At 58.9% G+C, this 12,125-nt stretch carries 12 protein-coding genes; 9 read left to right on the forward strand and 3 right to left on the reverse strand.

Annotated elements, in window-relative coordinates; translation table 11 throughout:
• Position 1: 1 nt before the first annotated feature.
• Positions 2 to 904: a LysR family transcriptional regulator gene (locus OGM60_03545; GenBank protein UYI99874.1), complete on the reverse strand. Its 903-nt coding sequence runs from the start codon at positions 902 to 904 to the stop codon at positions 2 to 4.
• Between the two features lie 273 nt (positions 905 to 1,177).
• Here OGM60_03545 and OGM60_03550 point away from each other — a divergent pair, with 273 nt between their 5' ends.
• From OGM60_03550 to OGM60_03560, 3 genes are all read left to right on the forward strand, one after another.
• A complete protein-coding gene (locus OGM60_03550) occupies positions 1,178 to 2,488 on the forward strand; it encodes an O-acetylhomoserine aminocarboxypropyltransferase/cysteine synthase (protein UYI99875.1) in 1,311 nt (436 codons plus the stop codon).
• A 311-nt stretch (positions 2,489 to 2,799) separates the two neighbouring features.
• Complete coding sequence (locus tag OGM60_03555; GenBank protein ID UYI99876.1) at positions 2,800 to 3,576, forward strand: hypothetical protein; 777 nt, start codon at positions 2,800 to 2,802, stop codon at positions 3,574 to 3,576.
• A gap of 186 nt (positions 3,577 to 3,762) precedes the next feature.
• A complete protein-coding gene (locus OGM60_03560; GenBank protein UYI99877.1) occupies positions 3,763 to 3,981 on the forward strand; it encodes a hypothetical protein in 219 nt (72 codons plus the stop codon).
• Between the two features lie 91 nt (positions 3,982 to 4,072).
• Here the strand turns inward: OGM60_03560 and OGM60_03565 are convergent, their stop codons facing one another.
• Both OGM60_03565 and OGM60_03570 read right to left on the reverse strand, forming a co-directional pair.
• Entirely contained in the window at positions 4,073 to 4,996 is a 924-nt protein-coding gene (locus tag OGM60_03565; protein ID UYI99878.1) for a 2-dehydropantoate 2-reductase, read from the reverse strand.
• A 107-nt stretch (positions 4,997 to 5,103) separates the two neighbouring features.
• Positions 5,104 to 5,298: a hypothetical protein gene (locus tag OGM60_03570; GenBank protein ID UYI99879.1), complete on the reverse strand. Its 195-nt coding sequence runs from the start codon at positions 5,296 to 5,298 to the stop codon at positions 5,104 to 5,106.
• A 162-nt stretch (positions 5,299 to 5,460) separates the two neighbouring features.
• Between OGM60_03570 and OGM60_03575 the strand changes: the two genes are divergently transcribed.
• From OGM60_03575 to OGM60_03600, 6 genes are all read left to right on the forward strand, one after another.
• A complete protein-coding gene (locus OGM60_03575) occupies positions 5,461 to 6,651 on the forward strand; it encodes an aldo/keto reductase (GenBank protein UYI99880.1) in 1,191 nt (396 codons plus the stop codon).
• 33 nt (positions 6,652 to 6,684) lie between these two features.
• A complete protein-coding gene (locus OGM60_03580) occupies positions 6,685 to 7,761 on the forward strand; it encodes a Gfo/Idh/MocA family oxidoreductase (protein UYI99881.1) in 1,077 nt (358 codons plus the stop codon).
• Positions 7,762 to 7,933: 172 nt separating this feature from the next.
• Positions 7,934 to 8,800, forward strand: coding sequence for a deoxyribonuclease IV (locus tag OGM60_03585; GenBank protein ID UYI99882.1), 867 nt, complete (start codon positions 7,934 to 7,936; stop codon positions 8,798 to 8,800).
• A 147-nt stretch (positions 8,801 to 8,947) separates the two neighbouring features.
• Complete coding sequence (locus tag OGM60_03590; GenBank protein UYI99883.1) at positions 8,948 to 9,808, forward strand: ABC transporter substrate-binding protein; 861 nt, start codon at positions 8,948 to 8,950, stop codon at positions 9,806 to 9,808.
• 140 nt (positions 9,809 to 9,948) lie between these two features.
• A complete protein-coding gene (locus OGM60_03595) occupies positions 9,949 to 11,286 on the forward strand; it encodes an ABC transporter permease subunit (GenBank protein UYI99884.1) in 1,338 nt (445 codons plus the stop codon).
• 12 nt (positions 11,287 to 11,298) lie between these two features.
• Positions 11,299 to 12,051, forward strand: coding sequence for an amino acid ABC transporter ATP-binding protein (locus tag OGM60_03600; protein UYI99885.1), 753 nt, complete (start codon positions 11,299 to 11,301; stop codon positions 12,049 to 12,051).
• The last annotated feature ends 74 nt before the right edge of the window (positions 12,052 to 12,125 follow it).

The raw sequence follows: 12,125 nt of genomic DNA on the forward strand, positions 1-12,125 counted from the left end.
GTTAGTTGGCATGGATGATGCGGTTGAGCTCGTCGAGGTATTGCCGCAAGAGAGGAGAGGGCTTGCGCTCGTCGTGCATGATATATCCTACGTGCATCGTTGGGGCGTCTGCTAACGGGATCGATGCCATACCCCACTGCATTTCATTGGAAAGGACACCGGTCGACAGGGTGTAACCGTTCGACGTGATAAGTAAGTTAGTAAGTGTTCCGCGGTCCGAGATTCGTATGTTGCGGTCGCAAGGGATATAGCTAAAAGGTTCCTCGGCGTAATAGAAGGAGTTTGAGGTTCCCTGCTCAAAGCTGTAGCGCGTATAGGGCGTGAGGTCGGCAAGGGACAGCTGAGGGCGGCGTGCGAGCGGGTGGCGTTCGCTAACGAAGACGTGGACCGTCGCGTCGAAGAGGGGATGGAAGCTTGCGCGGGCATCGGCGAAGGCCTTCTGCAGAACCCGGGCGTTAAAGTCATCCAGATACAGAATGCCGATATCGCTGCGAAATGCGCGGACGTCATCGATGATCTGCGAGGTGGTGGTCTCGCGCATGATGAACTCGAACTTACTGTCGCGGCAGAGCTCGACGACGTTGACAAAGGCCTCGACCGAAAACGCGTAGTGCTGGGCCGAGACGGCAAGGCGGGCCTGAGGTGTGCCGCCGTCCTCGTAGCGGGCCTCGAGCATATCTGCCTGCTCTACGACCTGGCGCGCATAGCCCAAAAGCTCGGTACCGTCGTTGGTGAGCGTGACGCCGCGGCTGGAGCGCGTAAAGATTTCCAGATGGAGCTCCTGCTCGAGGCTTTTGACGGCGTTTGAGATGTTGGACTGAGCGGTATAGAGGCGCTGAGCTGCAGCGTTGATTGAGCCGGACTCTGCCACGGCAATCAGAAAACGAAGCTGCTGGAGGGTCATTGACGTCCATCCTCTCGATTGCTATCTATAAAACAGATAACAGATTAGCGCTTTTAAGTGATTGACCGAGGGAAACAATGCTCGTACTATTCAAAACACACAAAGGCGGTAGGTAATTAAGCCGACCACGGAACCGGGATGCGAAAGGAGGCCCGCATATGAATTGCTTACCAAGACGAATGCCGGGCTCCCGTTTGCGCCCGTCGGCGTGATCAGGAGACAGCGACTTACTTCTCTTACTCTTATTACTTTTGTTCGATCAAGGAGATCATCATGAGCCAGTTTATCAACAACCCCGAGCACACCTTTGGTTTCGATACCCTGCAGCTGCACGTTGGCCAGGAGAGCGCCGATCCTGCATCCGACTCCCGTGCTGTGCCTATCTATCAAACCACGAGCTATGTGTTCCGCAACTCCCAGCACGCCGCCGACCGCTTTGGTCTTGCCGACGCCGGTAACATCTACGGCCGTCTGACCAACTCCACCCAGGGCGTCTTCGAGGACCGTATCGCCGCGCTCGAGGGTGGCGTGGCCGGTCTTGCCGTCGCCTCCGGTGCCGCTGCCATCACCTATACCCTGCAGGCACTTGCCCAGGCTGGTGACCACGTGGTCGCCCAGAAGACCATCTACGGCGGTTCCTACAACCTGCTGGAGCACACGCTCTCCCAGTTTGGTGTCGAGACCACCTTCGTCGATGCTCATAACCTGGACGAGGTCGAGGGCGCCATCAAGGACAACACCACGGTCATCTATCTCGAGACGCTCGGTAACCCCAACTCCGACATCCCCAACATCGACGCCATCTCCGAGATCGCCAAGAAGCATGGTCTGCCGGTTGTCGTCGACAACACCTTCGGCACCCCGTATCTGTTCCGTCCGCTGGAGCATGGTGCCAACATCGTCGTCCACTCCGCAACCAAGTTTATCGGCGGCCACGGCACCTCGCTGGGCGGTGTGATCGTCGACAGCGGTAACTTCGATTGGAAGGCGAGTGGCAAGTACGCCCAGATCGCTGAGCCCAACCCCTCCTACCACGGTGTTTCTTTTGCCGAGGCTGCCGGTCCCGCCGCCTTTGCAACCTATGTCCGCGCTATCCTGCTGCGTGACGAGGGCGCCTGCATCAGCCCGTTCAACGCCTGGGTCCTGCTCCAGGGCACCGAGACTCTGTCGCTGCGCGTTGACCGTCATGTCGAGAACACCAAGAAGGTCGTTGAGTTCCTGACCGGTGACAGCCACGTCGCCAAGGTGAACCACCCGAGCCTGCCCGAGCATCCCGACCATGAGCTGTACCAGAAGTACTTCCCCAACGGCGGTGCCTCGATCTTTACCTTTGAGGTTAAGGGTGGCCAGGAGGCAGCTTGGAAGTTCATCGATCATCTGCAGGTGTTCTCGCTGCTCGCCAACGTGGCCGACGTCAAGTCGCTCGTCGTGCACCCGGCTACCACCACGCACTCCCAGCTCTCTGCCGAGGAGCTCGCCGAGCAGAACATCACGCCCTCCACGATCCGTCTTTCCATCGGTACCGAGAACGCCGAGGACATCATTTGGGATCTGAAGCAGGCCTTCGCCGCGCTGGACGAGTAAGGCGACTTGTGCAAGGACCCCTTGCGACTCGATGGTATAACTGCATTAAATGCCTGCTCAAGGCGCCTGTGCGAACAATGGTCGCACCGGCGCCTTTTTTGCATAGAGAGGGTGCAAAAACAGGGTTTTTGGCACGCTTTATGCAATCGAGATGTGGAAAACTCCTGTTGAGAGGATGTGAGTTTTACGCAAATGACGTGCGCCTTTTGAGAAAAACCGCAGGTCGCGATTTGCTCGGGGTACTATGCAGCGCGATCGAATCACACGCAGCTCAAACGCAGCAAAAACGCACTACGGAGGTTTCCAGCTACATGAGGATTGATTCACGAAAACCGAAAGCCGCCGCCCTTTCCGCCGCTCTGACCGTGGCACTTTTGACGGGCGCCGGCGCAACTGATGCCCACGCGGCAACACTATCCGATACGGTCGGATCCACGCCGTCCGAGGCGACGCTGATGCAGCCCGTCGACTATCGCGGCGACGGCTTTGGCTCCATGCAGGAGTGGAACGCCTCTATGGGGGCCAAGCGCGATTCCCTGGAGGTCCGCGCCCAGATCATCATGAACATGTACGGCGACTATGCCACCGATGACGAGCGCGCTGTACTGCAAGGTTGTATCGATGGTGCGGGCAGTCTTTTGACGATGGAGGAGGTCGACGCGAAGTCGGCCGAGCTCGACGAGCTTCGCTCCGCGCTCGAGGATGCTAAGCGCGAGGCGCTCGAGGCTGCGGCTGCCGAAGCCGAGGCCGCTGAGGCCGTTCAGGCTTCGTATTACAACGCCGGCTCCGGCTCGTCTTACGCGTCTGCTGCGTATTACGCGAACGGCTCGGGCCTGACGCGCTCGAGCGGCGTCAATAACTATAACGGTCGTCGTGAGACCTATTACAGCAGCAACGTGTTGTATCACCACCGCACGGGCGAGTGGACCCAGGATTCCGAGGGCTTTTGGCGCGATTCCGATGGTTACTACGTCGTGGCCGCGGGCGATAAGGCTCAGGGCTCCACGTTTACCGGATCCAAGGGCGAGTGCAAGGTCTATGACTCCGGCTGCGCTGCCGGAACCACCGACTACTACACTGGCTGGTAATTTTTCTGCATCACGGATATTTGGCGGACGGGCGTCTTTACCGAGCTTTAGGGCAACGTAAGGGCGCCCGTTCTATGTATGCATTTGAGTTAACAGAGCGCTTACCGTGGCAGTACGCCGCGCATATGGGCGCGGGGCACACTAAGTCACGAGAAACAAAGTCTTTCTCGTGGAGGAAGTGGTTCCATGAACGCTCGAGATGTCGCTATTGCCGTCGTTGCCCTTTTGATCGGATGCCTTGGTCCGACGGCGGCGTTAACTGCCGGCTTGCAGTCCGCTACGGGCGCCGCTCCTGTGATTGTGGGCGCCTTGATTGCAGCGGCGTTGCTGGGAAGCGCCGGCGTGCTACTTTGCCGCGATGACGAGGACGAGGTTCCGGAATCGCAAAATAAGCCTCAGTTTTAGCCTCGAGCTAAATGCAACAGGCCTTCGCGAATGACGGAATCCTCGCGAAGGCCTGTCTGCTTGTATTGCGCACGTCGCGATGCGGCCGAGGCTACCAGCTGCCTTCTATTTCGCGAATCCTCTGGTAGAGCCAATCGTTTTGCGGCACTTGGATATCGTGTTTGGCGGCCAGGCGGCAAATGGTGCCCGCGAACTCCTCGACTTCGGTCTTTCGTTGTGCGATGCGGTCCTGCGCCATCGAGGGCATACCGGTGGGGTCGATTCCCTCGATGAGGTGCACCATCTGCGTCAGGTCTGCCTCGGTCAGCTCAATGCCCTCGGCATTGGCGACCGCAAGTGTCTCTCGCATGGCGGAGACAAAGCAGCGGCGCTGCTCGGAGCCGGCCTCTGTGGCGCTTCCATACGTTCCGCCGTAGGCCATGCACGTCTGGTTGATACCATCGTTGAGCATGAGTTTGGCCCACATGCGGTGCGCAATGTCGCTCTCGACGGTATGGGCGATGCCGCAGCGTGTGTAGAGCTCGTCGATGGCGGTGACGGTTGCGGGCTCGGTGCCCGCTGCCGCGCCAAAGCGAATCTCGCCCGCATTGGTAAAGGTGAGCTCTCCGTCGAGGAACACGGCATCCATGCCCTGGCAGATGCCCAGGACGGTGTGCTTCCAGCCAAAGCGCTCGGCAATCTTTTGCTCGCTCGTAATGCCGTTGCACAGCGAGGCGATGAGCGTGTTGGGTCCCACGACGCGCTCCATAGTCTTGAGTGCTTGGTTGAGTCCCGTCGTCTTGACCGTGAGAATGACCAGATCGGCGGGCGTTGCCTCACTGACGCGCACGGACTTGAGTGCGCAGGGCTCGCCGTTGACCGTAAGGGCGTCGCCTGCGTGACGCTCGAAACGGGCGTCGTCCATGACGTATTCGACGGCATCGTCGCCGAGTGCCTGGGCGATCATGCTGCCGTAGAGTAGCCCGACGCCGCCCTTGCCGATAAAGGCAACCTTGTTGATCTGCACGTGAATCATCTCCTCACAAAAAGGCGCCCGCGTGCGGAGCGCCCGGTGGATTGTATGCCGCTGGAGCATGTAGCGTGCACCGGAGGCGGAATTTAGAAGAACAAACGCATGAGAACTTATGCCGCGGGGCAGATGGCAAAAACGCGTGCGGGATATCCAACGCCATCGCGCGCCTTGGGGAAGGTGCAGAAGATGACGGCGCCTGTGGCGGGAAGCTCGTCCAGATGGTCCATGATCTCGGTCTGGTAACAGTCGACCGAGAGGATGTATTGCTCGCCGGGATAGGGGTAGGCGTCCTCACGCGTGGCCACGCTTGCCTCCTTTCATCGGGCTTTTTGCTGATGTTAAAGCGGTGCCGTGACGGCCTGATTTCTGCTGCGTTACGATACGTTCTCGATTGCGATTCCGATGTGCTTCGATGACGTGACAGGTTTGTTTCGCCTTATCAGGGCTTCGATGGGGGAGGAGGGGCCGTGCAATATCGCGTTGACCCCAAAAGCGGTAACCGTATCTCGGCGTTGGGGCTGGGCTGCATGAGGTTTCCCGGTGCGCCGGGACGCCCGGATGCGAAGACAGCCGACGCCATCATCTCCCGTGCAGTGGAGCAGGGGATTAACTACCTGGACACGGCCTATCTCTATCCCGGCAACGAGGCTTGCGTGGGCGCTTCGCTTGAGCGCCTAGGCCTACGCGACCAGGTTTTGCTCGCGACCAAGCTGCCGCATGCTTCGTGCAAATGCGCGGAGGATTTCGACCGGTTCTTTGACGAACAGCTGCGTCGGCTGCGGACTGACCATATCGACTATTACCTTATGCACAACATCACCTCGCCCGCCCAGTGGAAACGTGTGGTGGCGTTGGGCATCGAGGACTGGATCGCGCGTCAAAAGGCGGCGGGGCGCATTCGCCAGATTGGTTTTTCGTATCACGGCAGCGCGGCGGATTTCCTGACGGTGCTTGACGCATATGACTGGGATTTTTGCCAGATCCAGTACAACTATGCCGGCGAGCGTTACCAAGCGGGAACGGCAGGACTCATGGCGGCTGCGGAGCGCGGTCTTGCGGTGTTTGTGATGGAGCCACTGCTGGGCGGTCGTCTAGCGGGCAAACTTCCGCCGCGGGCACGCGCTGTGCTCGATGGCGCCCGTGACCCGCATTTGCGCACTCCGGCCGCCTGGGGGCTTTCGTGGGTGTGGAACCATCCTCAGGTGACGATGCTGCTTTCGGGTATGACCGATATCGCGCAAGTGGATGAGAACGCGGCGTTGGCCGATCGGGCCCTGCCGGATTCGATGACGGCTGCTCAGCTCGATGCCATCGCACGCGTGCTGAGGGAGTTTGAAAAATCGAATCGCGTGCCCTGCACGGGATGCGGCTATTGCATGCCGTGTCCTAAAGGCATCAATATCCCTGGGTGTTTTGCTGCCTACAACGCAAGCTATGCGCACAGCTGGTTTACGGGGCTGTCTCAATACTTTACGGCGAGCGCGGTGCGGACGAACGAGCCCAAGCTGGTGAGCAATTGCGTCAAGTGCGGCAAATGCGCGCGGCATTGCCCGCAGCACATCGATATCCCCGGGCGCTTGGACGACGTACGCCGCCGTTTTCAGCCTGGCCCCGTGACGGCGGTGCTTAAGGCCTTCGGCAAAACGCGCTCCTCGTGACCCTTTTATAACTTGCGGTGGAATAGTTCCTGCTTGCGGCAGAATAAGGCATCGACAGGAACTATTTCACCGCAACTGAAGGGGGCTGTCGTGGGCCATCGGGATTCATGTGATGATTTACGTGAGGTTCGTTGGGGCGTTTTGGGCGCTGGACGCATTTCTCATCGATTTGCATCGTCGCTCAAGAAGGTCGACGGGGCACGGCTGGTGGCTGCGGCCGGCCGCACTCCTGCACATGTCGAGGAATTTTGCCGAGCGTTTTCGATTGATGCCGCGCACAGTTATGCCACGGCTGACGATAGCGGCGATGCGGCTTATGATGCGCTGATTGCCGACCCCGATGTCGACGCAATCTACTTGGCTCTTCCACATGGCATGCATGCGCATTGGGTCTGTCGGGCACTGCGCGCGGGAAAGGCCGTGCTGTGCGAAAAGCCGGCCGTTTTGAATGAAGAAGAGGCCCATGCGATCGCCTCCGTTTCCCGTGAGTGCGGTGTGCCGTTTATGGAGGCGATGAAAAATCGGTTTTGTCCGATGCATACTCGCGTGAAGGTCTTGCTTGCGTCGGGCGAGCTCGGCCGTATTGTCTCGATTGAAAGCGTGCAAAAACTCGATTATGGTGAGCCTCCTTCGAGTTATCTGCTCGACCCGTTGCAGGGTGGCTGTCTATATGACATGGGCTGCTATGCGGTCGGTTGGTTTGAGGATTTGCTCGCGGGCGCGTGCGAGGTTTCGTCCCGTGAAGTTCGCTGGCGTGACGTATCGGGCGGCCGCGTGGATTGGGCCGATGAGATCCATATGAGTGTCGGCGGTATACCCATTCATATGGTGGTCGACGGCAAAGCAGCATATGAAAGCCGCTTAACGATTGCCTGCGAGCGGGGCTCGTTGGAAATCGAGCGCCTTCATCGCCCCGAACTCGCCCATGTGAAGTGCTCCGACGGACGAATGCTCGAAATAAATGCCCCGTTTGAGGTCGATGATTTCTACGGCGAAATCCAGCATGCGACCCAGCTCATCCGGGCGGGGAAACTCGAGAGTCCCGTCATGCCCCTTGCCGCCACACAGCGCTGCGCGCGCATTATCGAAGCAATCCGTCTAGCCCTCTAGGACCTGGCGCTGACGCGTGAGGGATCATGACGCCGGCGCCCGTAGCCGTAGTGCTTGGTGCCCCGCATCTCTGATGCCCCTTTTATAACTTGCGGTGGAATAGTTCCTGTTTGCGGCAGAATAAGGCATCGACAGGAACTATTTCACCGCAACTGATGAGGGGGAGCTGGGGATGCTGACGATCGGGTGTCATCTATCCACGACGAAGGGCTATCGGGCGATGGGAGAGACGGCGCTGTCAATTGGCGCCAATACCTTTGCATTCTTTACGCGCAACCCGCGCGGCGGCAAGGCGAAAGATCTTGACATGGATGACGTGGCCGCCCTGCGCGAGCTTATGGCGCAAAATGATTTTGGCCCACTCGTGGCTCATGCCCCGTATACCTATAACCCCTGCTCAGCCAAAGAGCGGGCGCGCGAGTTTGCCCTGGAGGCCATGGCAGAGGACCTGCGGCGCATGGAGGCGCTGCCCGGCAACTACTACAACTTCCATCCCGGTGCGCATGTGGGGCAGGGCTCCGACGCCGGCATTCAGATGATCGTCGACACCCTGTGCCAGGTGATGTTTGAGGGGCAGCAGACGACGGTGCTGCTCGAGACCATGGCCGGCAAGGGCACCGAGGTGGGCCGCAGCTTTGAGGAGCTGGCGCTCATCATCGAGGGCGTTGCCGACAAGCGCCCCGAGCTGTCGGCCAAGTTGGGCGTTTGCCTGGACACCTGCCATGTGAATGACGCCGGCTATGACATCGTCCACGATCTTGACGGTGTGCTTGACGAGTTCGATCGTGTGGTGGGTATCGAACGCCTGCGCGCCGTGCATATCAATGACTCCAAGAATCCCTGCGGCGCCCATAAGGATCGCCACGAGTGTATCGGCAAGGGCTACCTGGGTAGTGAAGAGTTTGGCGGCGGTATGCAGGTTATGCAGAATATTGTATCGAATGGCCGCTTGCGCGCATTGCCATTCATTTTGGAGACACCGAACGAACTTGCAGGTTATGCGGCTGAAATCAAATTGTTAAGGTCATTGCAGCAGTGATGACTGTCATAAAGTGGAGTGCTCCATTCACGTTATGGGTTTGTTTCAATCAGTTTTCTAATTGCGGATTCTTCCAAGCGGGTGCATAATAACCCTCAGTTTTTGCAGACCCCTGAATCACGTGGGGTCTTTGGAAGGAGACTGATTATGAAGCTGAAGAAGCTTGGCGCATTTGCCGCCACGGGTGCTATGGCGCTCGCCCTCGCTCTGACGGGCTGCGGCTCGTCCAACGCCACCTCTGGTTCTGATGCCAGTTCCAGCAGCTCTGACGACGCTAAGGTCGAGAAGGTCGACGGTTCCAAGGAGTACGCGCTCGTCAAGGACGGCACGCTGACCGTCGGCACCTCTGCCGAGTACGCTCCGTTTGAGTACAAGGATGACAACGGCGATTATCAGGGCTTTGACCTTGAGCTCATCAAGGCTATCGGCGACAAGCTGGGCCTGGATGTCGAGTATGTCAACAATGACTTTGACACGCTGGTTCCGGGCGTCGCTTCGGGCGCCAAATATGACGTCTCCATCGCGGCTATCACCGACACGCCCGAGCGTGAGAAGGAAGTCACTTTCTCCGATTCCTACTACATGGACGATCAGGCTATCGTGACCAAGGTCGATAACACCGACATCACGGCCGACAACTACAGCGAGAAGCTCAACAATGCTGACGCCACGATCATCGTCCAGTCTGGTTCGACCGCCGAGGCCTTTGCCCAGGAGAACTTCCCCAAGGCCAAGATCGTCCCCTACAAGGACGCTACCGAGTGCTTCAGCGCCCTGCAGTCCGATAAGGGCGACGCCGTAGTCACCAACCGCTCCGTTGCCAGCCAGCTGACCGCCGAGCAGTTCAACACCTGCCAGACCATCAAGCAGATTAGCACCGGCGAGGAGTACGCCATCGCCATCAACCAGGGCAACACCAAGCTCAAGAACGACATCAACCAGGCCATCAAGGACCTGACCGACGACGGTACCGTTGACGCCCTCATGGCTAAGTACAACATCAAGTAAATAGATGCTTGATTGCGCGTAGGCCCTTTCCGTTTTGCGGAGAGGGCCTTTGCGCTTCTCTCGACGGAGAGCGTTTCCGTCTCGTTTTGCCGGCAACTCCTACGATAGGAGCCACCTTGTCTCGATTGAACGAAGGGGCCATGGGTCGGCGTTTTCCGCTGCCCTCGATGCTCCAAAAACTAGCCTGCGCCCTAGCTGTGGCGCTCGCTTTGTTGTGCGCGGGGACAGCCGCGCCTTCGACCGCCCAGGCGCTCGAGACCGCAAAGATCACCGCGCGTCCCAATACCGGTTCGGGCAGCGCTGTGGTCGGCGGCACTGAGACGCGCATTACCTGGGAGGTCCAGGCCGATGCCGACGAGGAGCTGAGCGGTCTTTCGCTGACGTTTGTCGACGGCACGACGTTTGGTACCGATGACACGCGATTGACGATGCTCTCGGGCGAGGACCTCATGGATCGTACGCCCATGAAGCCCACGTGCAAGGCTGACGGCCAGACGCTCAAGATCGACTTTGGCGAGACGGCGCCTGCCGGCGGCTTTTTCCGTGTCGAGGTTTACGGCGTGACGTTTCCCGTCGAGGGCGGCGATGAGGCCTTTAGCGGAACCTATACGCTTGCCGACGGTTCGACCAAGAAGATTTCCAAGATTCCTTCCGTCGAGATCAAAGGCGTGACGGCCTTTGACAACTTCCTGGCCGATCTTAAGGAACAGCCGTGGGTCGAGGCATGGAACTCCAATATGTTCCTGCGCCTGTTCTTGAACCCGGTCATTTTGGTCCAGAGTCTGCCGATCGTCTTTAAGGGCTTCCTTATGTCGCTCTCGATCGTGCTTGTGGCGTTTCCGCTGGCGATCCCCTTTGGCTTTGCCCTGTCGCTCATGCGCATCTCCAAATCGCGCATCTTGCGCTGCCTTGCCGGCATCTACGTGAATATCATCCGCGGCACGCCGGCATTCCTGCAGATCTATATCGCGTTCTTTGGCCTGCCGCTTGCCGGTGTCAAGGTTGACGACTACGTCTTGGGCGTTATCGTCATGGCCATGAACTCGTCTGCGTACCTGTGCGAGATCTTCCGCGCCGGTATTCAGTCGATCCCCAAGGGTCAAAACGAGGCTGCTCGCTCGCTGGGCATGAATGCCTTCCAGACGCTGCTCTACGTTATGATTCCGCAGACGTTCCGCAATGTCCTGCCTACGCTGACCAGCGAGTTTATCCTGCTCTACAAGGATACGTCGCTGCTCGCCGCCGTGGGCGTGGTCGAGATCGTCATGAACGCCCGCACCATCGTGGCAACGACGGGCTCCATTACGCCGTATGTGGTTGCCGCCCTGTTCTATCTGGTCATTACCCTGCCGCTTGCGCGCTTGGTGAGCGGTCTCGAGGCGAGGCTGCTGGGTACGGCCGAAACCAAAAAGAAGCGTCCCACCAAGAGCGCCGGACAGGTTGTCGCGACGCCCGCCGACCATATCGCTGGTCTGTAAGGAGGTTCTATCATGAGCGAAACCAATAACTCGAACGAGGTCGTCGTCAGCATCAAGAATCTCCAGAAGGCCTTTGGCGATAACGTGGTCCTGCGCGACATCGATCTAGATGTGCGCAAGGGTGAGGTCGTCGTAGTCCTGGGCCCTTCGGGTTCGGGCAAGTCGACGATGCTTCGCTGCATTAACCGTCTTGAGGAGCCCACGAGTGGTTCGATTGTCGTCGAGGGCGTGGATGTGTGCGCCAAGGGCGTTGACCTCAATAAGGTGCGTACGCACTTGGGCATGGTGTTTCAGCAGTTCAACCTGTTCCCGCACCTGTCGGTCAAAAAGAACGTCATGCTTGCGCAGCAAAAGGTGCTCAAGCGCAGCAAGGAAGAGGCCGAGAAGATTGCCATCGAGGAGCTGACCAAGGTCGGCCTGGCCGAGCGCATCGATTTTATGCCGAGTCAGCTTTCGGGCGGTCAGCAGCAGCGCGTGGCCATCGCCCGCGCCCTGTCGATGAATCCGCACGTGATGCTCTTTGACGAGGCCACGTCGGCGCTCGATCCTGAGCTTGTCCGCGATGTATTGGGCGTCATGCGCGACCTGGCACGCGACGGCATGACCATGATCGTCGTGACCCACGAGATGGGCTTTGCCCGCGATGTTGCCGACCGCGTTGTCTTTATGGACGGCGGCGTTATCGTGGAAGAGGGCACGCCGAGCGAGGTCTTCGACCACCCCAAGAGCGAGCGCACCAAGGCGTTCTTGGGCAATATCTCGTAGCCGCTTTATATGACTGACATAGCAGAAAACGGGAGCCGGATGTGATCCGGCTCCCGTTTTTGTTGGGACGCGAA

The organism is Coriobacteriaceae bacterium (assembly GCA_025757745.1).
GTDB lineage: Bacteria > Actinomycetota > Coriobacteriia > Coriobacteriales > Coriobacteriaceae > Collinsella.

Coding starts and splice junctions, on each gene's coding strand:
- OGM60_03545 (UYI99874.1), bottom strand. CDS start 904: ATGACCCTCCAGCAGCTTCGTTTTCTGATTGCCGTGGCAGAGTCCGGC.
- OGM60_03550 (UYI99875.1), top strand. CDS start 1,178: ATGAGCCAGTTTATCAACAACCCCGAGCACACCTTTGGTTTCGATACC.
- OGM60_03555 (UYI99876.1), top strand. CDS start 2,800: ATGAGGATTGATTCACGAAAACCGAAAGCCGCCGCCCTTTCCGCCGCT.
- OGM60_03560 (UYI99877.1), top strand. CDS start 3,763: ATGAACGCTCGAGATGTCGCTATTGCCGTCGTTGCCCTTTTGATCGGA.
- OGM60_03565 (UYI99878.1), bottom strand. CDS start 4,996: ATGATTCACGTGCAGATCAACAAGGTTGCCTTTATCGGCAAGGGCGGC.
- OGM60_03585 (UYI99882.1), top strand. CDS start 7,934: ATGCTGACGATCGGGTGTCATCTATCCACGACGAAGGGCTATCGGGCG.
- OGM60_03590 (UYI99883.1), top strand. CDS start 8,948: ATGAAGCTGAAGAAGCTTGGCGCATTTGCCGCCACGGGTGCTATGGCG.
- OGM60_03595 (UYI99884.1), top strand. CDS start 9,949: ATGGGTCGGCGTTTTCCGCTGCCCTCGATGCTCCAAAAACTAGCCTGC.
- OGM60_03600 (UYI99885.1), top strand. CDS start 11,299: ATGAGCGAAACCAATAACTCGAACGAGGTCGTCGTCAGCATCAAGAAT.